Here is a 23,390-nt window from a genome sequence, read left to right on the forward strand (position 1 = left end):
CAAGCCCTCGCTCGGGTTCAATGAGTAAATGATCACACCGGCGGTGCGCTCGTCCACGGTCTCCAGGGGCGTGCGCCTCGGCTACGGCGTCGGGTCCTTCTGCACGGCCACGGTCAGCACCGTGCCCGGCCTGCTCCTGCTGTACTACATGACCAATTTCCTGGCCGTGCCCGCCTGGCTGGCCGGGGTCGTGGTGACCGCGCCCAAGGTCTGGGACCTGATCGTCAACCCGCTGATCGGCCGCTGGTCGGACCGGACCCGGTCGCGGCTGGGCCCCCGGCGGCCCTGGCTGCTGGCGGGCGCCTGCACGCTGCCGATCGCGTTCTTCCTGGTGTTCGCGGGGCCGCCGCTGACGGGCGTGCCCGCCGCGCTCTACGTGGGGGTGTGCTTCCTCGTGACGGCGACGGCGTACGCGCTGTTCGAGGTGCCGTACAAGGCGATGCCCGGCGAGATGACCCACGACTACCACGAGCGCACCTCGCTGCTGCAGTGGCGCATGATCTTCATCGGCGCGGCCACCGCGGTCAGCGGCGTGCTCGCCCCGGCCATCGTCACGAGCCAGGGCGAGCACGGCACGCTGGACAGCTACCGGCTGATGGCCACGGTGATCGCGGTCATCCTGCTTCTCGCCATGCTGGGCTCCTTCTTCGGCACGGCCCGCGCGCCCATGACCGGCGCGCCGGAGGCGGACCGGGGAGGGTGGCGCGAGCAGTTCGCCGCGATCAAGGGCAACCGGCCGTTCCTGTGGCTGACCATGCTGGCCTGCACGCAGATGCTCGCCGTGAGCATGATGCTGGCCGCCGCGCCGTACTTCGCCGCGTACACGCTCGGCTCGCCGAAGGCCACGCAGACGCTCTTCGCCGCGCTGGTCGGCCCGATCCTGCTGACGATGCCGCTGTGGGTACGCCTGGCCAAGCGCTTCGACAAGCGGGGCGCGATGATCCTGGCGGCGCTCCTGTACGCCGGCGGCACGACGGCTGCCCTGGCCACGCCGGTCCTCGGCATCGTGTGGGCGCACGTGACGATCCTGGTGGTCGGCGTCGGCTACGCGGGGGTGCAGTTGCTGCAGTTCTCGATGCTGGCGGACGTGATCGCGGTGGACGCCGCCGAGACCGGCAAGCGGCGGGCGGGCGTGCTGACCGGGCTGTGGACGGCCATCGAGAGCGGCGTCAGCGCGTTCGGCGCGCTGATCTTCGGGGTGATCCTGTCGATCGGCGGTTTCATCGAGTCCGAGCCCAGCAGGCCGGTCGAGCAGCCGGACAGCGCGGTGACCGCGGTTTTGATCGGGCAGACCGCGGTCCCGGCACTGATCATCTTCCTGTCGGTGCTGATGACGCTGAAGTACCGCCTCACGCCACCCGGCGCGCCAGCACCAGACGCGTCCGCGTGAACAACCCCGCCGTCAGCGCCGCCAGCAGGGGCAGCCCCACCACGACCCCGGCCAGGAAGAGCCAGGGGACGGCGATCGTCGTGGCTCCCGGGTTGAACAGGTCCATGATCCCGTAAACCCTCCGGGTCAGCGGCCAGGTCAGCGCGATGCCGCTGACGGTGCCCGCCGCCAGGCCCACCAGGGCGCCGAGGCCGGAGATGTAGGCCGCCTGGGCCGCCACCACGAGCCTGCGGACCCGCGCCGTCCCGCCGACCGCGGACAGGGTGTCGAGGTCCGGGCGCATGTCGGCGGCGGCCAGCCCGGTGGCCGCGAACGTGCCGCCGAGCACCAGGACCAGCGCGGCCACGAGCAGGATCGTCAGGGTGAAGAAGCGGCTCTCGGCGTTGCCCCGCTCCGCGAGGGCGTAGGCCTGATCTCCGACAAGGACCCTGATCTCCGTGGTCAGCCGCTGATCGTCGATATCTGTGTACGCCGCGTAGAAGGTCCGCTGCGACACCTTGAACCCCGCCTGGGTCAGCACGGACGGCGGGATCAGCACGCCTGTCTGACCGACGTCGGCCGGCGCCGCCGCCACGGCGGGAACCCGGAGGGTCGTGACCGGCTCCCCGTCCCAGTCACCGACCCCGATCCTGATCACGCCGTCGCGCACGGCGCCCGGGCTGAACGCCACGGCCTTGCCCGCCGCCAGTGCCGCCGCCGCCTGCGGATCCCTGCGTTTCTGGAGGAAGGCGAGCACCTCCTCGTCGGCCACCTCCGCGGGGCCGTAGTCATGATCGCGGGGGTCGCACGGGGACGTGCAGCCCTCCGGCAGGGCGACGCTCAGGCTGAGGGGCTCGCCCCGCGCGTCCATCACGTTCAGCCCGTTGACCAGGCTCACCCCCGGCAGCTTCCGCTGCACGAGCTCCCGCACCCGCGCCCACCCCTGATCGTCCGCCTTCCAGGCACCGATCACCATGGTGTCCGCGGGGACGATCGAGTTGCGTTTCGCCTCCTGGTCGACATAGTCGCTGTTGAGGCCGATGCCCAGCGTGACGGCTCCCATCGTGGCCGCCATGACCGCGGCGGTGGCGGAGGCCGTACGGACGCGGTGGCGGGAGGCGTCGCGCACGGACAGGCGCAGCGGGAGCGGCAGCCGCCCGGCGAGCCGCCCCGTGGCCTGGACCAGCCACGGCATCAGCGCGACCAGCCCGAACACCACCGGCATAGAGGCCAGCGCGACCGACAGCAGGCCCCGGTGCAGGGCGACCCCCGTCGCGGCCAGCCCGAGCAGCACCAGCACGGCCCCGAGCACGGGACGGCCCGCGCGGCCGGACGTGTCCACGGCGGCACGCCCGGCGAGCACGTGCACGGGGCTCTGCCGGCTCGCCTGGATCGCGGGCACGATCGCCGCGGTCAGCGCGCTCACCACGCCCAGCGCGGCCACGCCGAGCACCTGCGCCCAGGGCACGTCCGCCGGACCGTGCGTCCAGTCCAGCCGGCGGGCCGCGAGCCACTCCCCCAGCAGCCCGGCGCCGATGCCCAGGGCGGCGCCCAGCAGGGCCGCCGCGCCGCCGAGCACCAGGCCGTCGGCCAGCACGATGGTCTTGAGGTGCCGCCCGGAGCCGCCCTGCGCGGCGATCACGGCGAGCTCCCTGCGCCTGCGGCGCAGCCCTACAGCGAAGGCGGGGCCCGCGAGCAGGACGGTCTCGGTCACGATGAGCACGACGCCGACACCCAGCTCGACCAGCCCGTGCAGGTCCCGGGGCCCGGAGTCGCCGGCGCCGGAGCGCTCGATCAGGAACCGGGACTTGACGCCCAGGCCCACCTTGTTGAGCCTCTGCACGTCCGGCTGCTGGACGGGGGCGGCGGTGTCGATGAGCCAGCCGCTGTCGTTGCCGTCGTTCTGGTGCGGGAGCAGCCCTTCCGGCAGGGCGAGCATCTCGCGCAGGCCGGGCCGGTTCGGGTGCTCGGCGACCCCGACCACCCGCACGGTGCGGTCCGGCCGCCACGTCTTGATCGTGTCGCCGACCCGGACACCGCTGTCGATCAGCGCGGGGGACACGGCGACCTCACCGGGTGCGGCGGCGAACCTGCCCTCGACCAGGTGGCGCATCCCCCTGGTCAAGGGGTCGCGCAGATCGGCCTCGAACACATCGACCCGGCTGTAGCCGTCCGCCAGGCGGGCCTGGACGACGTTCGCCTGGTAGCGGAGCAGGCGGCCCTGGAGCAGCGTGCCGATCTCGGCGGGCGTCCACGGCCGCTCGGGACTCTGCGATTGGCGCAAATTGGTGATCTCCCCGTCCGCGCTCTGCTCGACCGGGGTGCGGAACGGGGTCGTGGCGATGCGGGCGTCGGCCGCCCCCAACGTCGAGTCCAGCTTGTCGCGGCTGGTGATGCTCGTGGTGGCGGCGCCGGTGAGCACCGCCGTGATGACCAGGACGGGCAGGCCGATCATCACCATGATCAGCGCGGTCCGGCCCTTGAAACGCAGGGCGTCCCTGCGGGAGATGCGCAGCGCGGCGCGGAACGCGCTCATCGGGCGCTCTCCAGCCGCACGGCGCTCGACTCCACGATCACGCCGTCACGCAGGTAGACCACCCGGTCGGCCCAGCCCGCGTACCGCGGTTCGTGGGTGACCAGCAGGACCGCCGCGCCGGCGTCGCAACGGTTGCGCAGCAGCTGCAGGATCTCGTCCCCGGTGGCGGTGTCGAGCGCGCCGGTCGGCTCGTCGGCCAGCAGCAGCCGCCGATCGCCGACCAGCGCCCTGGCGATGGCCACACGCTGGCGCTGCCCGCCGGACAGCTCCTCGGGGAAACGGCCGGCGACCTCCCCGGCCCCCACCTCGGCGAGCACGGCCAGCGCCTCCTCGCGGGCGGTCCCGGAGCGCACGCCGTCGAGCTCCCTCGGCAGCATCACGTTCTCGGCGGCCGTCAGGGACGGGATGAGGTTCAGGTCCTGGAAGACGTATCCAACGCTGGTGCGCCTGAGCGCGGCCAGGTCCTTCACCCTGGTCAGGTCCTCGCCCTCGATGGTCACGGTCCCCGAGGTGGGCCGGTCGAGACCGCCCGCCACGTTGAGCAACGTCGACTTGCCAGAGCCCGACGGGCCCATGACCGCGACCAGCTCCCCCGCCGCCACCTCCAGGCTCACGCCCTTCAGGGCCTGCACCTGGCCATGCTCGCGGGTCACGTCCCGCAAACTCACCACAGTCATCGCTCTTGCTCCTTGGACATCTGCTTGGAAACGGCCTCGCAGTGGTCCAGCCAGCGCTGCTCCGCCTCGGCCTTGAAAATCAGCGAGTCGAGGACCAGCCGCTGTGCGAACCCACCTGCCGCGGCCCGTTTGGCCCGGGTCAGCTCCTGCAGCCCGCGCATGGTGGCCACGCGCTGGGTCTGGATGACCTCGGCCACGTCCAGGCCACCGGCCACGGCCATCGCGATCTTGATGGCCAGCTCGTCCCGAGGCCGGTCGGACTGGGCGACGGGGGTGCTGAACCATCGCTCCAGCTCCTCCCGGCCGGCCTCGGTGATCGTGTAGACCGCGCGGCCCTGCTCGTCGGCTCCCCCTGGGGCCACCAGGCCATCTCGCTCAAGCCGGGAGAGCGTCGTATAGACCTGGCCGATGTTCAGCGGCCAGGTCGCCCCTGTGGACGTCTCGAACTCAACCCTGAGCTGATAGCCGTAACGCGGTCCGCTGCTCAGCAACGCGAGCAGTCCGTGTCTTATCGACATGGATACTGAGTATGCATACTGAGTATGCCCATCGCAAGCGATCCGTGTTTTCTGGACAGCGAGCGCCCTTCGGTCCGATACTCGCTACATGAGCTCGACGCAGCCGCCTTTTCGCGCATCAGACGGGGAACGCGACCGCGCGATCGGGGAGCTCAGGGACCAGGCCGTGGAGGGCCGGATCTCCCACGACACGTTCGTAGGCCGGGTTGACCAGGCGCTGCGCGCGCAGAACCGGCACGAGCTCGACAAGCTGGTCGCGGACCTGCCGCGCAAGCCGACGATCCGGCAGCGGCTGACCGACGCCGTCGCGTCGGTCTCCGAGTTCACCACCCGGGTGCAGTCCGCGTGGCGGCGGCCCCGGCTGCCCAAGCTGGCGCTGCCCGACGACGACCGGCTGCGTTACGTGGTGGGGCGCGGGTCGGCGTGCGACCTCGTCCTGTCGGACTTAACCGTCTCCCGGGTCCACGCCGAGCTGCGCCGCGAGGACGACGGCGAGTGGATGCTGGTGGACCTCGGCTCGCTCAACGGCACCCGGCTCAACGGGTGGCGGCTGGTGGGGCCGGCGCGGGTGCGGTCGGGTGACGAGATCTCGTTCGGCGACTGCGGTTTCATGGTGAGCTCGGGCCAGCCGTCCTTCTGACGCCTCCGCCCAGAGTCGCCCGACAAATACGGATATTTGCGGATTACAGCTGGCTTGCGGTGATCCACGCTGGCATGGCGATTCCCCATTCATTTGGAGACCCCCCATGCGGCGCACCTCAGCATCCCTCGTCGCGGGCACGCTCGTCGCGGCCCTCGCGTGGGCGTCCAGCCCCTCCTCCCCAGCCGTCGCCCTGGAGCCCTCCGCCGGCGTGGCGGACCTCAACCAGGACATCAACAAGATCCTCAGCGACTCCCGGCTCACGATCGCCAGAGCGGGCGTGGTCGTCAAGAGCGCCGCCACCGGCGAGGAGCTGTACGCCACGGACGCGGGCAAGCTCCTGACCCCCGCCTCCAACACCAAGCTGTTCACCTCCGCCGCGGCCGCCGAGACCCTCGGGCTCGACTACCGCTTCTCCACCACCGTGCTCTCCTCGGGCCGCAAGGCCGGGTCGCTGCTGGCCGGGGACCTGGTGCTGCGCGGGACCGGCGACCCGACCATGCTGGCCGAGGACTACGACGCGCTGGCCGCCAAGGTCGCCGCCGCGGGCGTCAAGGTCGTGACGGGCAAGCTGGTGACCGACGACACCTGGTTCGACTCGCAGCGGCTCGGCAACGACTGGTCGTGGGACGACGAGACCGCCTACTACGCGGCGCCCATCTCCGCGCTGACGGCCTCGCCCGACAGGGACTACGACGCCGGGTCGGTGATCGTCTCCGTGGCCGCCGACGGCGACAAGGTCAAGGTGTCCACCACCCCGGAGACCGGCTACCTGAAGATCGTCAACAAGGCCACGGTGGGCTCGGAGACCGACGTGCTCATCGAGCGGCAGCACAACAGCCGCACCGTCGTGATCACCGGCACGGTGAAGGACCCGTACCAGGAGTGGGTGGCCGTGGACGACCCCACGGCGTACGTCGCGTCGCTGTTCCGCGCGTCGCTGACCAAGCACGGCGTCAAGGTGCTCGGGCCGACCGTCACGGGCGCGGCCCCGGCCGAGGCCAAGGAGCTGGCCGGGCACCAGTCGATGACGCTGGGCGAGCTGCTGGTCCCGTTCCTGAAGCTGAGCAACAACATCCACGCCGAGATCCTCACCAAGGCCATGGGCCGCAAGGTCGCGAACCAGGGCACGTGGTCGGCCGGGCTCAAGGTCAGCACCGACTTCGCCAAGGCGAACGGGGTGCAGGTGATCAACATGCGGGACGGCTCCGGCCTGTCGCGCCGCGACGGCTTCTCGCCGGGCTCGATCGTGCAGCTGCTGACGGCGGTGCGGAGCAAGCCCTGGTTCACCACCTGGTACGAGTCCCTGCCCATCGCGGGCAACGCCGAGCGCTTCGTGGGCGGCACCCTGCGCAGCCGGATGCGGAACACGCCGGCCGCGAACAACGTCCACGCCAAGACGGGCTCGCTGACGGGGGTGACCTCGCTGTCCGGGTACGTCACGAGCGCCGAGGGCGAGCCGCTGATCTTCTCGATCATGCTGAACCAGTACCTGTCCGGCTCTCCCAAGGACATCGAGGACAAGATCGCCATCCGGCTCGCCCAGTTCACGCGCGCCACCGCGACCGCCGACGCCACGCAGCTCCGCGCCACGGAGCAGGGCGAGGCGGGCGACCTCGAATGCTCCTGGCTGAAGCCCGTGCAGTGCTAGCCATCACCTGAAATCGCCTGAAACCGCGCGGCCCTCTGACGCTCAGGGGGCCGCTGTGGTTTACCGGGATCGAGGCAGCTGGATCACGATTCGGCCACTTGGAGCTCCAAGTTAGGTCTGAAATTTCCGTACATCGTCGACTCGGGAGCGCCAGAATGCGGGTTCGACGCAATGTCGAGCCCTGAACCGGAGGAAAGAATGCGCGGACAGCTCCAGGCACTCGTCTGCCTCGGGAGTCTGGCGGCGTTGAGTTTCCCCGCGACCGCCGCGCAGGCGGTCACCCAGGCCGCCTCGGCGCAGGCGTGCCGCGTGGTCGCGGCCAAGCCGGTCGCGACCAGGGGCGTGGTCCAGGGCACCGCAACCAGGACGGGCTGCACCGACCGGGCCCGGCTCAGGGTACGCATCCAGGTCGTCGCGCCGGGCCCCGACCGGGTCCTCAAGAGCGGCTCGAAGACGGTCGGCACCGGACGGATCACCGCAGGCGTGCGGTGCTCCCCCACCCCGCGCAGCTACTACGTGGTCGCGGTCGACTCGAAGGGGCGCAGCGGCCGGTCGCGCCCCGTGAGGCTGTCGTGCGCGTCGGGCGGCGGCTTCGCGTCCCCGATCGAGACGGAGGTCGTCAAGATCACGAACAGGGCCAGGGCGAAGAAGGGCTGCCGCCCCCTCATCCACGACCCCAGGCTGCACCTTGCCGCCGAACGCCATTCGGCCGACATGGGGGAGAACAACTACTTCTCGCACGACTCACGTGACGGCCGCACGTTCGACCGGCGCATCAAGGCCGCCGGTTTCTCCTTCAGCTCAGCCGCCGAGAACATCGCCATGGGCCAGCCCACCGCGGCCTCCGTGATGAGCGGCTGGCTCAAGAGCTCAGGAAACCGGGCCAACATCCTCAACTGCTCCTTCACCCACATCGGTGTCGGGCACAACGCCAAGGGACCGACCTGGACCCAGGTCCTCGCCACCCACTGAGCCACGGGAGCGTCGGGCCTCCACCGGCCACACCCGCCGGTATCCCACCGCACGCCCACGCGCTCCCTTCCGAGCGGGTCCGGCCGCGTCTCCCCCGCACACAGGACCGCGGCCGGGCCCGCAAACTCCCCGCTTACGAGCGGTCGGAGAAGCGGGCCAGGACCAGCGACTCGACCACGCCGACGACCGCGTACGCCAGGATCGACACGGCGGTGACCACCACGATGTCCGCCCACACCTCGTCGTAGCGGAAGCCGCCGATCGCCCGCAGGATCTCGGCGCCGATCCCCCGCCCCGTGGCCAGCCACTCCGCGATGAGCGCCCCGATGATCGAGGCGGGCACGGAGATCCGGGCCGAGGCGAAGACGGAGGGCATCGCGGTCGGCACGGCCACCTTGCGCAGGACGGTCAGGCGCGTCCCACCGTACGCCATGATCAGGTCGGTGGCCTGCGGCGAGGCGGAGCGCAGCCCGAAGGCGATGTTCACCAGCGCGGGGAAGAAGACCACGATGCCGCCGATCACGGCCACGCCCAGCAGGTCGCGGCCGAAGATCAGGGTGATCAGCGGCGTCATCACCACGAGCGGCACCGACCGCAGCAGCATCGCGACCGGCATGAACGTCTGCTCGACGGTCCTGAACAGCACGAACGCGACCGCCACGACCATGGCGGCGATCATCCCGGTGGCGAACCCGATGGCCGCGTCCCTGATCGTGATGCCCAGCGCGCCGAACACGGCCTCGCGGTGGGCGGCCGACGAGGTCAGGTACTCCCAGACCTGCGGCGGGCGCTTGCCGACGAGCGGGCTGATCCCGAACGCCTCCAGAGCCACCCACCACGCGGCCACGACGATGACCACGGAGGGAACCAGCGGCCCGACGATCCTCAGCACGGTGCGGCCGATCACTGTGACTCGCCTCTCGACCAGGGGGTGACCACGCGCGCGAGGAGGGCGACGATCGCGTACCCGAGCCCGGCGATCAGCCCGGACACGAGCGCGAGCCCCCACGTGCGCGGCACCTGGAACTGCTGCTGGGAGATCATCAGGGAGACGCCCAGCCCGGAGTCGTTGCTGCCGAGGTACTCGCCGATGATCGCCCCGAGCAGCGCGGAGGGCGCGGAGATCTTCAGGCCCGCGAACGTGCTGGGCAGGGCGGAGATGATCTGCACGTAGCGGAGCCTGGCCAGCCGGCCGCCGCCGTACACGGTGACGACGTCCAGGCTGGCCCGGTCGGCGGAGCGCAGCCCGAGCAGGGCGCCGATGAGCGTGGTGAAGAAGACGGAGATGGCGGCGAGGAAGACCACGGTGGCGTCGCCGCCGAAGACCACCAGCACGATGGGGCCGATGGCGAGCAGCGGGATGCAGTAGCTGATGACGGCGAGCTGGGTGGCGACGGCCTCCAGCCGGGGCACGAGCAGCACCAGCAGCGCCACGCCGATGGCCAGCCCGTTGCCCCACAGGAAGCCCTGGACCGCCGCGCCGAGCGTGGCCGAGACGTTCGGGCCGTAGAAGGCCCAGCCGTCGGCGCCCATGGCGGCCAGCACCGCCCACGGGGTGGGCACCGCGCCGCCGCCGGCGAACACGGTGACGGCGAGCAGCCACCACAGCGCGACGAGCGCGACGACGCCGAGCAGCCCTTGGACGCGCCTCATGCGCCGTGCCCGAACAGCAGGTCGCTGAGGTGGTCGTGGATCGCGTGGAACTCGGGCGTACGCATCATCTCGGGGGTGCGGGGCCGGGGCAGCCCGATCTCCACCATCTCGATGACCCGCCCCGGGCGCGGGCTCATGACGGCGACCACGTCCGAGAGGAAGATGGCCTCGCCGATGCCGTGGGTGACCATGAGCGTCGTGGCGGGCTTCTCGGTCCAGATGCGCAGCAGCTCCAGGTTGAGCCGCTGCCTGGTCATGTCGTCCAGCGCGCCGAACGGCTCGTCGAGCAGCAGCACGCTGGGCTTGACCACCAGCGCGCGGGCGATGGACACGCGCTGCCGCATGCCGCCGGACAGCTCGGCGGGCCGGGCCTTCTCGAACCCCTCCAGCCCGACCAGCTTGATCAGGTCCTCGATCACGCCGGGCTCCGGCTTGAGCCCGGCGACCTCCAGCGGCAGCCGGATGTTGGCCGCGACGCTGCGCCAGGGCAGCAGCGCGGAGTCCTGGAAGGCGATGCCGAGGTGGTGGCTCCTGCGTAGCTCCTCGGGGGTCTCGCCGTTCACCCGGATCTCGCCCGACGTGGGCTCCTCCAGCCCGGCGAGGATGCGCAGCACCGTGGACTTGCCGCAGCCGGAGGGGCCGAGCAGCGACAGGAACGAGCCCTTCGGCGTCTGGATGTCGACGCCCTGCAGCGCGGTCACTCCCTTGCCGAAGGACTTGCTCAGCCCCGCGATGCTGATCCCCGTCATGACAGCTTCAGGCTCGGGTCGGCCTTGTAGATCTCGTCCAGGATCGTCAGGTCGAACAGCTGCTCGGCCTTGATGGTCAGGCCGGCCTTGGCGAGCGAGGCGATGTTCTGCTCGATCAGCTCCGGCGTCATCGTGAACAGGCCGTTGGCCTTGACGTCGGGGGTGACCACGAGCTCGTTCTGCATCTTGGCCTCCTCGGTCTGCTCCTTGACGTCGAGGTTCTGGTCCTTGCCGTAGACGGTGGCGGCCAGCTCGGCGGACTTGGCCGGGTCGGCGACGGCGTCCCTCCAGCCCTTGATCTCGGCGGTCAGGAACGCCTTGAGCTTGTCGCGCTCCTTGTCGATCGTCTCCTGCGTCACCGTGAACGTCTCGGCGACCAGCGGCAGGCCGGCGTCGGCGAACAGCAGGTAGGCGGGGTCGTGGCCCTGCATCCGCAGCCGTACGGGACCGCTGGTGACGTAGCCGACGTAACCGTCGAGCTGCCCGGAGGTGAGCATCGAGGGGTCCGACTGGAACGGCACGCGGGTCACGCTCGACGGGTCGAGGTTGTTGGCCTTGAGCAGCGCGTTCCAGACCAGCTCGTTGGAGTCCTGGACGCCGATCTTCTTGCCGACGAGGTCCTTGGCGTCCTTGATCGGGTTCTTGTTGAGCGAGACGATCGCGAACGGGTTCTTCTGGAAGGTCGCGCCGACGATCTTCAGCTGGGCGCCCTGCAGGACGGCCGGGGCGGTGATCGTGGGCGCGGACAGGCCCGCCCAGCAGCGGCCCGTGGCCAGGCCCGACTCGACCGAGGTGCCGGAGCCGCCGCCCGACAGGAGCTCGACCTGCGAGAACCCGGCGGCCTTGAAGTAACCCTTGGTGTCCGCGAAGTACTCGCCGGCGAACTCGACGTTCTTCTTCCAGGAGAGCTGGAGCTTGACCGAGCCCAGCCCGCTCGTTTCTCCGCCCCCGCCGGCGGCCGTGGTCTCGCCGCAGGCGGCCAGGCCGAGCGCCAGACCGGCCAGACCTGTTGTCCGCAGGAACGCGCGGCGATCGAGAGAAATAGCCATAATTCATCCTTGAGCGGCGGTGAACGTGCAGGTCAGGACGGTATCCATTGATTATTACCATCGTGTGACGGTGGTTTTGGACGCCCGGGCACCGGAAGCCGTCACGCAGGGAGAATGCGGGAAAACCGCTGGCGAGCCCTGTAGGTCCCTACGAGAGCGCCGTCCGAGGACCGTAGATCCCTCCAGCCACCCGGCGGCTCCGGTAGCGTCGAGCCTGAAATGAGACTCGACGGAATCCCCCTTTGGGACGGTACCGAATATCGCGGCCCAGTCGATCTGAGCTGGGAGCCGGACCGGATCATCAGCGTGCAGCCGGACGCCGTGCCCGGCCATGACGGTCTGTGCGTGCTCCCCGGCCTGGTGGACACGCACGTGCACCTGGTCGGCTACGCGGGCCCCGGCGACCCGCCGGACTTCGCGACCTGGCCGCTGGTGACCACCCGGGACGAGCAGGTGCTGCACGGCGCCGCCCACGCCCAGCGGGCCATGCGGCACGGCGTGACGACCCTGCGCGACCTGGCGGGCGACGAGGCTCAGATCGCGCTGCGCCGGGTGTTCGACGCCGGGGTGCTGCCCGGGCCGCGCGTCCAGGTGCACGGCGTGGTGGGGATGACGGCCGGGCACAACGACCTGTTCGTGCCGCCCGCGTTCCCCGTGCGCAAGCCCACGGCGGACGGCCCCGACGAGTGCCGCAAGCTCGTACGCGCCTGGGCCCGCGCCGGCATGGACGGCATCAAGCTCACGACCAGCGGCGGCGTGCTGTCGATCGGCGACAAGAACGCCTGGCGCAACTACACCCGCGACGAGATCAGGGCGGTCGTCGACGAGGCGCACGCGCTCGGCATGCTGGTGGCATCGCACGCCCACTCCGAGGACGGCATCCGCGTGGCCGTCGAGGAGGGTGTCGACTCGATCGAGCACGGCACGCTCATGAGCAAGGACCTGGCCGAGACGCTGGCCGCCCGGGGCACGCCGGTCGCGCCGACGCTGCTGATCAACGAGGCCATCGCCGAGGGCCGCGTCCCCGTCACGCCCGAGGCCAGCGCCAAGGCCGCCGAGCTGATCACCCGGCGCGACGTGCTGCTGGCCCAGGCCGCCGCGCTGGGCGTGCGGTTCGTGCTCGGCACCGACGCCAACGGCCACCACGTGCAGTTCGGCGACCAGTTCGCCGAGGTCGTCCACATGACGCGGGTGCTCGGCATGGACGCCGAGTCCGCGCTGCGGGCGGCCACCTCCGACGCGGCCGACTCGATCGGCATGCCCGTGGGGCGGATCGCGCCGGGGCTGGGCGCCGACTTCGTCGTGCTGCGCGGGCGTCCGTGGGAGCGCATCGAGGACCTGGCCACGGAGAACATCGTGGCCGTGGTCTCACGGGGCCGCGTCGTCGCGGGCCGCCTGCCCGTCTCTCCCTGACCGCAACGCCAGGTAGAGGTCGGTACGGTCGCGCATCGACGACATGCGCCGCCCGGTCAGCTCCTCGATCCGCTGCATGCGGTAGCGCAACGTGTTGACGTGCACGTACAGCTCGTCGGCGGTGCGCTGCCAGGAACCGCACGTCTCCAGGAAGATGTCGAGCGTGCGCAGCAGCTCGGAGCCGTGCCGCGCGTCGTACTCCTCCACCGGCCCCAGCAGGTGATCGCGGAAGGACCGGCGCACGCTGGCCGGCAGCGCGGCCATCAGCAGGTCGAAGCTGTCGATGTCGGCCACCGACATGATCGACACCGGCCCCGGGCCGCCCCGCGCGGACTCCATGCCCCGTCTGGCCGTCTCCAGCGCCTCGCCGAGCTGCGACACGCTGGCCGCCATCTCGCTGATCCCGGCGGCGATGCTCAGCCCGGGGCGCTCCGCCACCAGGCCGCGCAGCTCGTCGGCCAGGCTCTTGCGCGACGCCCGGCCGTTGACCAGCACGATCGCCTCCTGCGAGGTGCCGCCGACGATCAGGTGCCGGCCCCTCCTGGCCAGGCCCTCGTGCAGGACCTCGGGCAGGTCGTAATCGTCATTCACCGGTCCCGTCCGCGTGACCGCCATGGCGGCGGTCGGCAGGCCCGGGTCGGCGCCGAGCAGCCGCAAGTGCGCGGAGACCTCGCCCGGCGGGATGTGGCCCAGCACGTCGAGCAGCGTCTGCGCCCTCACCCGTTCGGCCCTGCGCTGCTCGGTCGCGAACCCCTCGGCCGTCACGACCTGCGTGATCACGCCGAACGACTGGTCGGGAGCGGCCAGGAGCAGCGGCAGCCGGCGCCGTTCGCACGCCTTGACCAGCTCCTCGGGCAGCTCTCCCAGCACGATCAGCCCCACGACCAGGCCGGCGGCGTCGGTGGCCCACAGCGCGTCGGCGAACCGCTCGCAGTCGGCCGGCTCGCCGTACCAGACGCCGCTGGTGAGCACGAGGTCGCCGGACTGCAGGTAGCGTCGCGGGTCGGGCAGGTCCGTCGGGTACGCGCGCCGGATCTCGCGGTCGACCTCCTCGTGACCCGTCACAAGCGTCAGCCGCAGGTCGTCGCGCGCGAGCAGGTCCGACAGCCTCATGAAATCTGATGTTATGCCAGCTCAAAACCCAAGAGTTCAGAGGTTCGCACGATACTCCGACCTCGCGGTGTCGGGTTTACTCGTGGTCATGCGTCCCAAAGCAGAGCTCCATCTGCACATCGAAGGCACCCTCGAGCCAGAGCTCGTCGTCGAGCTGGCCCGGCGTAACCGGATCGACCTGCCGACCTTCGACGTGGACGCCATCCGCTCCCGCTACTCCTTCACCGACCTGCAGTCCTTCCTGGACCTCTACTACGAGCACATGGCGGTCCTGCGCACCGAGGAGGACTTCTACGACCTCGCCGCCGCCTACCTGCGACGGGCCAAGGAGCAGGGCGTGCGGCACGCGGAGATCTTCTTCGACCCGCAGGCGCACCTGAGCCGGGGCGTGCCGCTGGAGGTGGTGTTCGGCGGGCTGTCGGCGGCCCTGAAGGACGGCGGCGTGTCGGCCGCGCTGATCCTGTGTTTCCTGCGTGACCAGGGGGCGGACGAGGCCGAGCAGGTGCTGCGGGCGGCGCTGCCGTACCGGGAGTCGTTCATCGGGGTGGGGCTGGACTCGGCGGAGGTGGGCTACCCGCCGTCGCTGTTCAGGCGGGTCTTCGAGATCGCGGCCGCCGAAGGGCTGCACCGGGTGGCGCACGCGGGCGAGGAGGGCGGTCCCGACTACGTGTGGGAGGCGCTGGACATCCTGCGCGTCGAGCGGGTGGACCACGGGATCAGGGCCATGGAGGACCCGCAGCTCGTGGCCAGGCTCAGGGACGAGCGGATCCCGCTGACGGTGTGCCCGCTGTCGAACGTACGGCTGCGCGCCGTGCCGTCCCTGCGTGACCACATCCTGCCCGCGATGCTGGACGAAGGGCTCGTCGTGACCGTCAACTCGGACGACCCCGCGTACTTCGGCGGTTACGTCGAGGACAACTACGCGGCGCTCCAGCGGGAGCTGGGGATGACGGACGAGCAGCTCGACCGGATCGCCCGCAACTCCTTCGATGCTTCGTTCGCGTACGAAGCGTGAGACTACGGGGACCTGCCCCTCGGCATCGGCCGCCGAGGAGCAGGTCCGGTAGCGGCATCGCTGTTCTGGCGAGGTGTTCGCAACCACCGCCTCCGAGTGGCCCTGCGTGGGTGACGGACGCGGATTCGAAGTGCGGGCCGACCACCTGCGCGAGGCCTCTCTCACAGACGAGACTGGGCGAGACCGTGAGGCCCGACCCTGCGGGCGGGCCCCGTGGTCACGTTTCTCAACCGCCGAAGAGACTACTTAGGCGAGCGTGCACTTCCGGTTGTCGTTCTCGTCGTGACGGCTGAGGATGTCGAGGATGTCGCCGGTCTTGACGCTCAGCAGGCTGTTCTCGTTCGTGTTGATGTCGCCGCCGGCGATGAGGTTGTCGTCGCCACAGACGAACAGGATCTTCCTGTTGTCGTCGTGGTCCTTCGGGAAACCGGTGGTGGCCGCGAACGCGGAGCCGCCGAACACGGCCATCCCGGCGACGAGGCCGGCCAGAACGAGTCCATGTCTGTACATGTCGATTCCTCTCTGATGCATTTCAACTACTCTCCGTAGCTGTCGGAGGGAGATGTCCCCGACGCTCGACTGCGACAAACGCCCACAATTTTCACTTTTGACCCTGCGGGCGCTTCTCTCACAGACGAGTGGTTGAGCAAGACCAAGGGGCCCGGCCTGACAGGCGGGCCCCGTGGTTACGTTTCTCAACCGCTGAGGAGACTGCTTAAGCGAGCGTGCACTTCCGGTTGTCGTCCTCGCTGTGGGCGCTGAGGATGCCGAGGATGTCGCCGGTCTCGATGTTCAGCAGCTTGTTCTCGTTCTTGTTGATGTCGCCGCCGGCGATGTAGTTGTCGTCGCCACAGACGAACAGGATCTTCCTGTTGTCGTCGTGGTCCTTCGGAAAGCCGGTGGTGGCCGCGAACGCGGAGCCGCCGAACACAGCCATCCCGGCGACGAGGCCGGCCAGAACGAGCCCATGTCTGTACATATCGATTCCTCTCTGGTACATGTCCACTACTCTCCGTAGCTGCCGAGAGTGAATGTCCCCGGCCCCCAACTTCGACAAACGCCCACAATTTCGCTCTTGACCTGGCGAAATGGCGCGCATGGCCGAACCGATATACAGATCGTCGATCTTGACGTGGCAGTGCTTCCCCGTGGTGACTCCTGTACCTTTTCCCACCTCGCCACAGACCATGGCGCGGGCGCATTCGGGACCTCAGACTGGTACATACGGGCGGTGATCATGACCATGCGTAACGACCCGCCCCATCCGACCGCCCCGAACTCGACGTGATGCGTGCCCTGGTGCTGGTCGGGCTGGTGTTCTTCCACGCGTCGCCGGCGTTCGGCTCCCAGGACGACTTCCACGGATCACGTTCGTCGGCGCGGCACTCCGCGCGATCTGGGCCGCTCACGTTCTCGCTGCTGCTCGCGCCGCTGGTGCGGCGCGCCAGGTTCCCGTTCGGGATGCGGGGGCCTACGGCACGGTGAGGATGACCGGGCCGTCCGCGGTGATGGCGACCGTGTGCTCGACGTGCACGCTCCTGCTGCCGTCTCCCGAGCACACCGACCAGCCGTCCTCGGACATGTAGTACTCGTCGTCGCCCCCGGCCATCAGGCTCGGCTCGATCGCGATCACCAGGCCGGGCCGCAGTCGCATCCCGCGTCCCGCGCGGGCCTCGTTGGGCACGAACGGCGACTCGTGCATGGCCCGCCCGATGCCGTGGCCGCCGAAGTCGTTCTGCATGCCGTATCCCGCACCGCGCCCGACCGTGGACATGGCGTGGCCGATGTCTCCCATCCGGCCGCCGGGCACGGCCGCCTCGATGCCGGCGGCCAGCGTCTCCTCGGCGACCCTGATGAGCTTGAGGTCCTCCGCGCGCTGCTCGCCGACCGCGAAGCTGACCGTGCCGTCGGCGTGCCACCCGTCCACGAACGCGCCGCAGTCGACGCTGATCAGGTCGCCGTCACGCAGCCGGTACGGGCTCGGCAGGCCGTGCAGCATGACCCCGTTCACGGACGTGCAGATCACCCCCGGGTACGGGGTCGCGCCGAACGACGGGTGGTAGCCGAGGAAGGACGCTCCCGCCTTAGCGTCCTCGATGACCGTCCGGGCCACCTCGTCGAGCGCCTTCAGCGAGACGCCGACGGCGGCCCGCTCGCGCACCGCGGCGTGGACGGCGGCGACGACCCGCCCCGCCTCCCGCATCGCGTCGATCTCTCCAGCACTCTTCAGCTCGATCACGGCCCCTCCTCGCATGCGTTACCAATAACTATACCGGTATTACTATCACGCTACGAGGGCCTGTCGCACCGCTCTAGTCGAGCCCCTTTCTGCCGGGCGTCCAGAAGGGCTTCGTACGGACGTCCCTGCGCTGCCAGCCGCGCTCGTTGACCAGGTGGGCACGGATGGCCTGGATCGTGCGCGCCTCCCCGGCCAGGTAGGCCACGCCGGGCCCGTCCGGCAGGTCCAGCTCCCTGACGGCGTTGACCAGGACCTCCGACCTGGCCGCCGGCTTGCCACCCCGGCACACCTTGACCAGCTCCTTGGGCAGCTCCAGATGGTCGCCCGGCCCTTCGGCCTCCACCGCGCCGTATGCCGCGACGCCTTCCGGGAGCGCCCGCAACATCGCGCCGAACGCCACCGAGGCCGTCTCCTCGCCCGCGAACAGGTGGTAACGGGCTTCCTGCGTGACGAAACTGCCGTCCGGCCTGGTGAAGGAGATCTCCATGCCGGGCTCGGCGGTCCTGATCCAGGAGGCGCCCGGCGAGTCGCCGCCGTGGTCGTAGCCGATCAGGTCGATGGCCTCCCAGGCCGGGTCGTGCCGCCAGATCGAGTAAGTGCGCAGGACGCCGCCCAGCAGGCCGCCGCCGTCGCCGATGAAGAGGCGTACGTGCTGGCCGGGCGTCCATTCCAGGCCGGCGAGCGCCTCTCCCCCGATCCTGACCCGCCGCATGCGGGCGGTCACCTCCTCGACCTCGACCACCTCGCCGGTGAGGAACATCCGGTCGAGTAACCGCCGTGCGACGCTCCGCCTCATGGCGCCTCCTTCCATGGCCGTCTCCTGGTGTCCAGCTCCTCGATCCTGCGGCGGGCCTCCACGAAGACCTCCTGGATGCGCTCGACCACGGCCGGGTCGCCGTGCGCGTGGGCCAGCGCCTTCACGGCGGCTTTGACCAGGCGCAACGCCGGCCCGACGATCTCGGCGGCCTCGGGCTCGCGGAACATCCCCCACTCGCCCCTGCTGGCCGCCCGCCCCCACAGCCGCTCGATCACGTCGGCCTGCTCCTCGGCCGCCCGCCTGCCGTCCTCGGTGACGTGGTAGACCTTGCGGCCGTCCGTCTGCTCGACGCGTACCAGTCCTTCGTCCTCGAGCAGCTGGAGGGTGGGGTAGATGGAGCCGGCGCTGGGCTCGTAGGTGCCGTTGAAGCGGTCGGCGAGGCGGCCCATGACCTCGTAACCGTGGCCGGGCCGCTCGACGATCAGGGCCAGGATGGCCAGGCGAAGCTCGCCAGGACCGAAGAAGCGCCCGGTGGGGCCCCGCTCGGGGCCGCGACGCGCGTGCATCATGGCTCGGATGCTATATCGAACGATATAGCTAAGCAACTGTCGATCGAGCCCATCGCGGCCCGGCCACCCGGTAAAGCCGCAGGACAGGGCTCTTCTTCGGAGATTGTGGTGGCGGTTGGTGATGCCACTGTCGGGGGTATGGAGGCTAACGGTGCTGTTGTGGAAGGTGTGGAGTCGTTTGTTGCCGGAGGGCGTGTGCGCACCGTACGCCCCTCTTCCGTCCACGCTCGCTATGACGGACGCCTGAAAACAAGGCTATGGCCTGTCCTATGCCCGGCTCCTCGGCGAACATGGCAAAACCACAGAACGTGTCTCCGCTTCGTCACAGGAGCGCGGCCGTCGTGGCGCCGTACTCATCCAAGGTCCCGGACACGCGGGGCGAGCCATCCAACACTGGGGGAATTGATGAGTACACGGGGGAACGGCAAGCGGCCGCGGATCCGCGCTCTGCGCGCGCACGGCGTGCGGGCGCTGGCCGTGGGAGGGACGCTGGCCGCCTCGCTGCTGGCCGTCGCCGGGCCGGCGCACGCCACGACCGACGTGAGCGTGTCCGGTTCGGAACTGTACGTCTACGGGGGCGACGCGTCCGACAACATCGACCTGTCCCTGTCCGGCCGCTGGGTGATCGTTTCGAACGCCGGCGACAGGATCGAAGCGTCCGCGCCGTGCAGGCGGGAGAGCGCCAACCGGGTGGCCTGCCCGGCAGACGAGATCGAGTCGATCGTGGCGGTCACCGGGCCGGGCGACGACACGCTGCGGAACCGTACGCGCCTGCCGATGCGGGCGAACCTGGCGCCGGGGCGGGACAACCTCATCTCGGGGAACGGGGCCGCCACCATCGGCGGCTCCGGCAACGTGATCGAGATGTAGTCGGGCGACGACCTGCTTTCCGGCAACGGGGGCATCGACCTGGCCGGCGTGGGCGATGGCATGGACAGGTACGACGCCGGGGCCGGGAAGTTCGGCGAGAACTGATTGACGGGTGAGTGCCCCGCCGCTTCAGGAGAGGCGGCGGGGCGCTGACCGGAACCGGCGGATCTCCGCCCCCAACCCCCGCAGCGACTCGACCGGATGCTCGATCTCCGTCCACGGAGGCGTGAGATCCGTGTCCGTGTAGCGCGGGACCACGTGAATGTGGAAATGGAAGACGCTCTGCCAGGCGGTCTCACCGCTCGCGTGCCACAGATTGACCCCCTTCGCCCCCAGCGCGCCCGTGAGCCGGCGCCCCACCTCCACGGTGGTCCGCATGACGTGGGCCGCCTCGTCGAGCGGGATGTCCGTCAGATCCCGGTGATGCGCTCTCGGCACGACGAGCGTGTGCCCCTTGGTGGCCTGGGCGAGGTTGAGGAAAGCGATCGTGTGGTCGTCCTCGTGGATCGTCTGCGAGGGCTCGGTGCCTTCGACGATCCGGCAGAAGACGCACGTGCCGCCGCTCAGGCCGTCGGCGCCGCGCCCGGCCTCGGTGTCCGTCACGGATCACGATGCTCGCAGCCCGCCCGGAACCCGCTCAACCGATTATCCGGCGTCCTGCTCGAACAGGCGGTGGAGGAGCGCGCCCTGGCCGGATTGCAGCACGTGGCCGTGCTCCAGCGGGATCCAGAAGCACTCGAACCGCGTGGGCGGCTCGTTCCCGTCATGGTCCTCGCGGCTCGCCCACCGATCCGGGGTCTCTTCGTGCAGGGCCAGCTGGAAGATGTGGCGGCGCTGGAGCTCGGCGCGGTAGGGGGTTATGTCATACTCCGCCACGCCGAGTTTCCGCACGACGGTGAAATCGTGGAGCCCGGTCTCCTCCCGCGCCTCCCTGAGCGCCGCGTCCCGAGGGTCCTCCCCCTCCCTGATGCCCCCCGCGGGGACCTGCACGCCCACTTCCTCGGGGCTGTAGTCCACGTGGCGGAACACGAGCAGCTTGTCATCCCGGACGATGTAACAGAGGGCCGTGTCGCGGATCGTTCTGTCAGGCATAGGCGATGATCGCATAGCGCTCGTCGTGCACGGGACCGCCCCAAAGGTCGATGTCGTCGCTGAGCGGCTCGACGCGCAGGTCGGCGACCAGCGGGCGGACGGCGGCGGCCAGGTCGGCGGCGCCGAGACCGCCGTTCCAGGGCAGCGATCCGGCTCCCTCCACGTAGGGGTGCCCGGTCTCCCGCCAACGTCCCTCCACGAGCACGAGCCTGCCGGACGGGCGCAGGCGGCCGACCCACTCGCGCAGCGCCGCCTCGGGGTCGTTCAGGGTCCACACCAGGTGCCGGCAGAGCACCACGTCGAAGCGGTCGTCGCCGGTGGGCGGGGCGGCGGCGTCGCCGACCAGGAACCGCCCCGCGAGCCCGGCGGACGACAGCTTGGCGCGGGCCTGCTCGATCATCCGTGGCGCCACGTCCACGCCGGTCACCCGGTGCCCGGCCGCGGCCAGCAGCATGGACAGGGACCCGGTGCCACAGCCGACGTCGAGGACGTCGGCCGGCTGGGGCGGGGTCAATCCCGCCGTCATGCCATGGTGATGACGACCTTGCCCCGGGCGTGGCCGTGCTCGATGTAGCCGATCGCCTCGGGGACCTCGCTCAGCGGGTGGGTCCGGTCGATGACCGGCCTGATCTTCCCCGCTTCGAGCAGGTCGCGCAGGGCTACGAGATCGTCCGTGTTCTCGTCGGCCACGTATCCGGCGCGCAGGCTCTGCCGTACGAACAGGGACGACACCATCACGTGGATGATGCGGGTCATGACCCCCACCCAGCGCCCGCCCTTGTCGCCGCTGTTGTGCAGATAGATCCCCTGAGGGGCGAGCACGCGCCTGCAGTCCGCCAGGGAGCGGTTGGCCACGTTGTCGAGGATGACGTCGTAGCGCTCGCCGCTGCGCGCGAAGTCCTCCTTGGTGTAGTCGACGACGTGATCGGCCCCGATCGAGCGTACGATCTCCACGTTCCCGGGCCCGCACACGCCGGTGACCTCCGCGCCCAGGGCCTTGGCGATCTGCACCGCGAACGGCCCCACCCCGCCCCCCGCGCCATTGACCAGCACCTTCTGCCCGGCCCTGACCTGCGCCTTGTCACGGAGGGCCTGTAACGCGGTGACGGCCGCCACCGGCACGGCCGCCGCCTCCTCGAACGTCAGCCCGGCGGGCTTCCGCACCACGAACCCCTCCGCCGGAACGGCCACGTACTCGGCGAACGCGCCACGGCAGAAGCCGTACACCTCGTCGCCGGGCCGCAGCGCGGTGACGCTCCTGCCGGCCGCCACGACCTCCCCGGCCAGGTCGCCGCCCAGCAGGTGGGCCTTGGGGCGGGTCAGCCCGGCCTGCGCCCTGAAGATGTAGGGCAGGCCGCGCAGGAGGTGCCAGTCCCCCGCGTTGACGGAGGCCGCCCGGACGCGGACCAGCACGTCATCGTCGCCGATCTCGGGTTTGTCGACGTCCAGGAGCTTGATGACGTCGGGCGAGCCGTAGGAGTGGTAGCGGACGGCCTTCATGGCGATGCTCCCTGGTCAGAGTCTTTGGTCACGTGTAAGATTCTTCTTACACATGAAAGACGGTAACACCCGCCGATCGCCATCGACAATGCTCACCAATCGGTAGCAATTGCTAACCTATGAACATGGAGCCATGGCCGCAGAAAGATCAGATAGCCGCGGCGCTACGCCAGATCAGCGCCGGATTCGCGGCGCTGGCGGATGCGATCTCGGCCGATCCGGCTCAACCCCCAGCAGACAGCCGGCATCGAGCGCTCATCGCCGAATGGGGGCGCGATGGCCTGACCAGGGCTGAAGCCAGCGCGTTGTTCCGCAAGCACGGCTTCTCCCCCCAGGCCGCCGGCGGCTGGGCCCGCGGCGACTGGCTGGAGGTCCGCGAGGACGGTCGCCGCTATCTCACCGAACGTTCGCTGCACTGGCTGGCCGAACAAGGAGCCCCCGATGACGCACAGCCCCGTGACTGAGCCCTTCAGCGTCCGCCTCGAGGTCCGCATCTACGAGATCGACCCGCAGCTCCACCTCAACGGCGGCTTCTACATCCAGTACGCCGACCACGCCCGCTTCGCCTGCGTCCGGGCCGCCGGGGTGTCGGTCGAGGAACTGCTCGACAGCGGCCTCGGCCCCGTCAACCTCGAGACCGTCATCAAATACCACCGCGAGCTGCGCGGCGGCGACGAGGTGGACGTCACCTGCGACTGGGAGTGGAGCGGCGGGAAGACCTACCGGGTGCACCATCTCCTGCGGCGCGTGGACGGCACCGTGGCGGCCGAGGTGAGCCACGTGAGCGGCCTGCTCGACCTGAAGACCCGCCGGCTGGTGCCCGATCCCGACCGCGAGTGGCACACGAGAGCCGCCAAACCCGAACTCCTCGGCCTCACCGCAAATTCGGCCCCTGAAGAAATCTTCGAGCAGAATGCACAAAACCCTGGACTCTGAGTTCCGGGGCGGGTGAAAATCCGATCGTCCATCCGAAGATCGTGGAGACGCCGGGCAGCTCTTGTTCCGCGC

Annotated in this window: 27 protein-coding genes; 10 read left to right on the top strand and 17 right to left on the bottom strand. The window is 70.1% G+C overall.

The genetic code is table 11. From position 1 onward, the window contains the following. The first annotated feature begins 28 nt into the window (after positions 1 to 28). Entirely contained in the window at positions 29 to 1,390 is a 1,362-nt protein-coding gene (locus tag AB0J87_RS42865) for an MFS transporter (RefSeq protein ID WP_363976124.1), read from the top strand. Here AB0J87_RS42865 and AB0J87_RS42870 read toward each other — a convergent pair. Genes AB0J87_RS42870 through AB0J87_RS42880 form a run of 3 tightly spaced genes read right to left on the bottom strand, consistent with a single transcriptional unit; the run spans position 1,350 to position 5,100 of the window. Next, positions 1,350 to 3,905: an FtsX-like permease family protein gene (locus tag AB0J87_RS42870; protein ID WP_363976127.1), complete on the bottom strand. Its 2,556-nt coding sequence runs from the start codon at positions 3,903 to 3,905 to the stop codon at positions 1,350 to 1,352. The two genes, AB0J87_RS42865 and AB0J87_RS42870, sit on opposite strands and share 41 nt — an antisense overlap. Continuing rightward, the gene (locus tag AB0J87_RS42875) at positions 3,902 to 4,582 is read right to left on the bottom strand and encodes an ABC transporter ATP-binding protein (RefSeq protein WP_363976130.1); all 681 of its coding nucleotides are present in this window, start codon (positions 4,580 to 4,582) and stop codon (positions 3,902 to 3,904) included. The genes AB0J87_RS42870 and AB0J87_RS42875 overlap by 4 nt, the downstream gene beginning before the upstream one ends. Then, positions 4,579 to 5,100 (bottom strand): PadR family transcriptional regulator, encoded by a 522-nt coding sequence (locus tag AB0J87_RS42880; protein WP_355208797.1) that lies wholly within the window; start codon positions 5,098 to 5,100, stop codon positions 4,579 to 4,581. Before AB0J87_RS42880 ends, AB0J87_RS42875 begins: the two co-directional genes overlap by 4 nt. An 88-nt stretch (positions 5,101 to 5,188) precedes the next feature. On the opposite strand from AB0J87_RS42880, the gene AB0J87_RS42885 reads away from it, so the two are divergent. The 3 genes from AB0J87_RS42885 to AB0J87_RS42895 all read left to right on the top strand — a co-directional run bounded on the left by AB0J87_RS42885 (position 5,189) and on the right by AB0J87_RS42895 (position 8,363). Further along, positions 5,189 to 5,740 carry a DUF1707 and FHA domain-containing protein gene (locus tag AB0J87_RS42885; protein ID WP_350729636.1) on the top strand — a complete coding sequence of 184 codons (552 nt, stop codon included), beginning with the start codon at positions 5,189 to 5,191 and terminating at the stop codon, positions 5,738 to 5,740. Between the two features lie 106 nt (positions 5,741 to 5,846). Beyond that, a complete protein-coding gene (dacB, locus tag AB0J87_RS42890; protein WP_363976134.1) occupies positions 5,847 to 7,391 on the top strand; it encodes a D-alanyl-D-alanine carboxypeptidase/D-alanyl-D-alanine-endopeptidase in 1,545 nt (514 codons plus the stop codon). Between the two features lie 198 nt (positions 7,392 to 7,589). Continuing rightward, positions 7,590 to 8,363 carry a CAP domain-containing protein gene (locus AB0J87_RS42895; protein WP_363976137.1) on the top strand — a complete coding sequence of 258 codons (774 nt, stop codon included), beginning with the start codon at positions 7,590 to 7,592 and terminating at the stop codon, positions 8,361 to 8,363. 133 nt (positions 8,364 to 8,496) lie between these two features. Here AB0J87_RS42895 and AB0J87_RS42900 read toward each other — a convergent pair whose 3' ends face one another. Genes AB0J87_RS42900 through AB0J87_RS42915 form a run of 4 tightly spaced genes read right to left on the bottom strand, consistent with a single transcriptional unit; the run spans position 8,497 to position 11,814 of the window. Then, a complete protein-coding gene (locus tag AB0J87_RS42900; RefSeq protein WP_355208791.1) occupies positions 8,497 to 9,270 on the bottom strand; it encodes an ABC transporter permease subunit in 774 nt (257 codons plus the stop codon). Further along, entirely contained in the window at positions 9,267 to 10,016 is a 750-nt protein-coding gene (locus AB0J87_RS42905; protein WP_350729629.1) for an ABC transporter permease subunit, read from the bottom strand. The genes AB0J87_RS42900 and AB0J87_RS42905 overlap by 4 nt, the downstream gene beginning before the upstream one ends. Further along, positions 10,013 to 10,765, bottom strand: coding sequence for an ABC transporter ATP-binding protein (locus tag AB0J87_RS42910; RefSeq protein ID WP_350729627.1), 753 nt, complete (start codon positions 10,763 to 10,765; stop codon positions 10,013 to 10,015). Before AB0J87_RS42910 ends, AB0J87_RS42905 begins: the two co-directional genes overlap by 4 nt. After that, complete coding sequence (locus AB0J87_RS42915; protein WP_355208788.1) at positions 10,762 to 11,814, bottom strand: ABC transporter substrate-binding protein; 1,053 nt, start codon at positions 11,812 to 11,814, stop codon at positions 10,762 to 10,764. Before AB0J87_RS42915 ends, AB0J87_RS42910 begins: the two co-directional genes overlap by 4 nt. A 219-nt stretch (positions 11,815 to 12,033) precedes the next feature. Here AB0J87_RS42915 and AB0J87_RS42920 point away from each other — a divergent pair, with 219 nt between their 5' ends. Then, a complete protein-coding gene (locus tag AB0J87_RS42920) occupies positions 12,034 to 13,227 on the top strand; it encodes an amidohydrolase family protein (RefSeq protein WP_363976143.1) in 1,194 nt (397 codons plus the stop codon). On the opposite strand, the gene AB0J87_RS42925 is transcribed toward AB0J87_RS42920, so the two are convergent. After that, positions 13,183 to 14,340, bottom strand: coding sequence for a helix-turn-helix domain-containing protein (locus tag AB0J87_RS42925; protein WP_363976146.1), 1,158 nt, complete (start codon positions 14,338 to 14,340; stop codon positions 13,183 to 13,185). The genes AB0J87_RS42920 and AB0J87_RS42925 overlap by 45 nt on opposite strands. 88 nt (positions 14,341 to 14,428) lie before the next feature. Between AB0J87_RS42925 and AB0J87_RS42930 the strand changes: the two genes are divergently transcribed. Further along, on the top strand, positions 14,429 to 15,355 hold the full coding sequence (locus AB0J87_RS42930; RefSeq protein ID WP_363976149.1) for an adenosine deaminase: 927 nt from the start codon (positions 14,429 to 14,431) through the stop codon (positions 15,353 to 15,355). Between the two features lie 246 nt (positions 15,356 to 15,601). Here AB0J87_RS42930 and AB0J87_RS42935 read toward each other — a convergent pair whose 3' ends face one another. Both AB0J87_RS42935 and AB0J87_RS42940 read right to left on the bottom strand, forming a co-directional pair. Then, positions 15,602 to 15,865 carry a hypothetical protein gene (locus AB0J87_RS42935; protein ID WP_355208778.1) on the bottom strand — a complete coding sequence of 88 codons (264 nt, stop codon included), beginning with the start codon at positions 15,863 to 15,865 and terminating at the stop codon, positions 15,602 to 15,604. A 205-nt stretch (positions 15,866 to 16,070) separates the two neighbouring features. Continuing rightward, positions 16,071 to 16,334: a hypothetical protein gene (locus AB0J87_RS42940; protein ID WP_192787646.1), complete on the bottom strand. Its 264-nt coding sequence runs from the start codon at positions 16,332 to 16,334 to the stop codon at positions 16,071 to 16,073. Positions 16,335 to 16,642: 308 nt separating this feature from the next. On the opposite strand from AB0J87_RS42940, the gene AB0J87_RS42945 reads away from it, so the two are divergent. Continuing rightward, positions 16,643 to 16,840 (top strand): hypothetical protein, encoded by a 198-nt coding sequence (locus AB0J87_RS42945; RefSeq protein WP_363976154.1) that lies wholly within the window; start codon positions 16,643 to 16,645, stop codon positions 16,838 to 16,840. Here the strand turns inward: AB0J87_RS42945 and map are convergent. From map to AB0J87_RS42960, 3 genes are all read right to left on the bottom strand, one after another. After that, complete coding sequence (gene map, locus AB0J87_RS42950) at positions 16,827 to 17,594, bottom strand: type I methionyl aminopeptidase (protein WP_363976157.1); 768 nt, start codon at positions 17,592 to 17,594, stop codon at positions 16,827 to 16,829. The genes AB0J87_RS42945 and map overlap by 14 nt on opposite strands. Positions 17,595 to 17,667: 73 nt before the next feature. After that, positions 17,668 to 18,390, bottom strand: a complete 723-nt coding sequence (locus AB0J87_RS42955; RefSeq protein ID WP_363976160.1) for a siderophore-interacting protein — start codon at positions 18,388 to 18,390, stop codon at positions 17,668 to 17,670. Next, positions 18,387 to 18,920, bottom strand: coding sequence for a PadR family transcriptional regulator (locus AB0J87_RS42960; RefSeq protein WP_363976163.1), 534 nt, complete (start codon positions 18,918 to 18,920; stop codon positions 18,387 to 18,389). The genes AB0J87_RS42955 and AB0J87_RS42960 overlap by 4 nt, the downstream gene beginning before the upstream one ends. Positions 18,921 to 19,325: 405 nt before the next feature. Here AB0J87_RS42960 and AB0J87_RS42965 point away from each other — a divergent pair, with 405 nt between their 5' ends. Continuing rightward, a complete protein-coding gene (locus AB0J87_RS42965; protein ID WP_363976166.1) occupies positions 19,326 to 19,790 on the top strand; it encodes a hypothetical protein in 465 nt (154 codons plus the stop codon). Positions 19,791 to 19,919: 129 nt separating this feature from the next. Here the strand turns inward: AB0J87_RS42965 and AB0J87_RS42970 are convergent, their stop codons facing one another. Genes AB0J87_RS42970 through AB0J87_RS42985 form a run of 4 tightly spaced genes read right to left on the bottom strand, consistent with a single transcriptional unit; the run spans position 19,920 to position 22,382 of the window. Continuing rightward, positions 19,920 to 20,393, bottom strand: coding sequence for an HIT domain-containing protein (locus tag AB0J87_RS42970; protein WP_363976169.1), 474 nt, complete (start codon positions 20,391 to 20,393; stop codon positions 19,920 to 19,922). 42 nt (positions 20,394 to 20,435) lie between these two features. Further along, positions 20,436 to 20,882 carry an NUDIX domain-containing protein gene (locus AB0J87_RS42975; RefSeq protein ID WP_363976173.1) on the bottom strand — a complete coding sequence of 149 codons (447 nt, stop codon included), beginning with the start codon at positions 20,880 to 20,882 and terminating at the stop codon, positions 20,436 to 20,438. After that, positions 20,875 to 21,408: a class I SAM-dependent methyltransferase gene (locus AB0J87_RS42980; protein WP_363976176.1), complete on the bottom strand. Its 534-nt coding sequence runs from the start codon at positions 21,406 to 21,408 to the stop codon at positions 20,875 to 20,877. The genes AB0J87_RS42975 and AB0J87_RS42980 overlap by 8 nt, the downstream gene beginning before the upstream one ends. Further along, positions 21,405 to 22,382, bottom strand: a complete 978-nt coding sequence (locus tag AB0J87_RS42985) for an NAD(P)-dependent alcohol dehydrogenase (protein WP_363976179.1) — start codon at positions 22,380 to 22,382, stop codon at positions 21,405 to 21,407. The genes AB0J87_RS42980 and AB0J87_RS42985 overlap by 4 nt, the downstream gene beginning before the upstream one ends. 125 nt (positions 22,383 to 22,507) lie before the next feature. Between AB0J87_RS42985 and AB0J87_RS42990 the strand changes: the two genes are divergently transcribed. Both AB0J87_RS42990 and AB0J87_RS42995 read left to right on the top strand, forming a co-directional pair. Continuing rightward, entirely contained in the window at positions 22,508 to 22,846 is a 339-nt protein-coding gene (locus tag AB0J87_RS42990; RefSeq protein WP_350729606.1) for a hypothetical protein, read from the top strand. Then, entirely contained in the window at positions 22,824 to 23,318 is a 495-nt protein-coding gene (locus AB0J87_RS42995; RefSeq protein WP_363976183.1) for an acyl-CoA thioesterase, read from the top strand. The genes AB0J87_RS42990 and AB0J87_RS42995 overlap by 23 nt, the downstream gene beginning before the upstream one ends. The last annotated feature ends 72 nt before the right edge of the window (positions 23,319 to 23,390 follow it).

Source organism: Nonomuraea sp. NPDC049625 (assembly GCF_040675285.1).
In the GTDB taxonomy this organism is placed as follows: domain Bacteria; phylum Actinomycetota; class Actinomycetes; order Streptosporangiales; family Streptosporangiaceae; genus Nonomuraea; species Nonomuraea angiospora_A.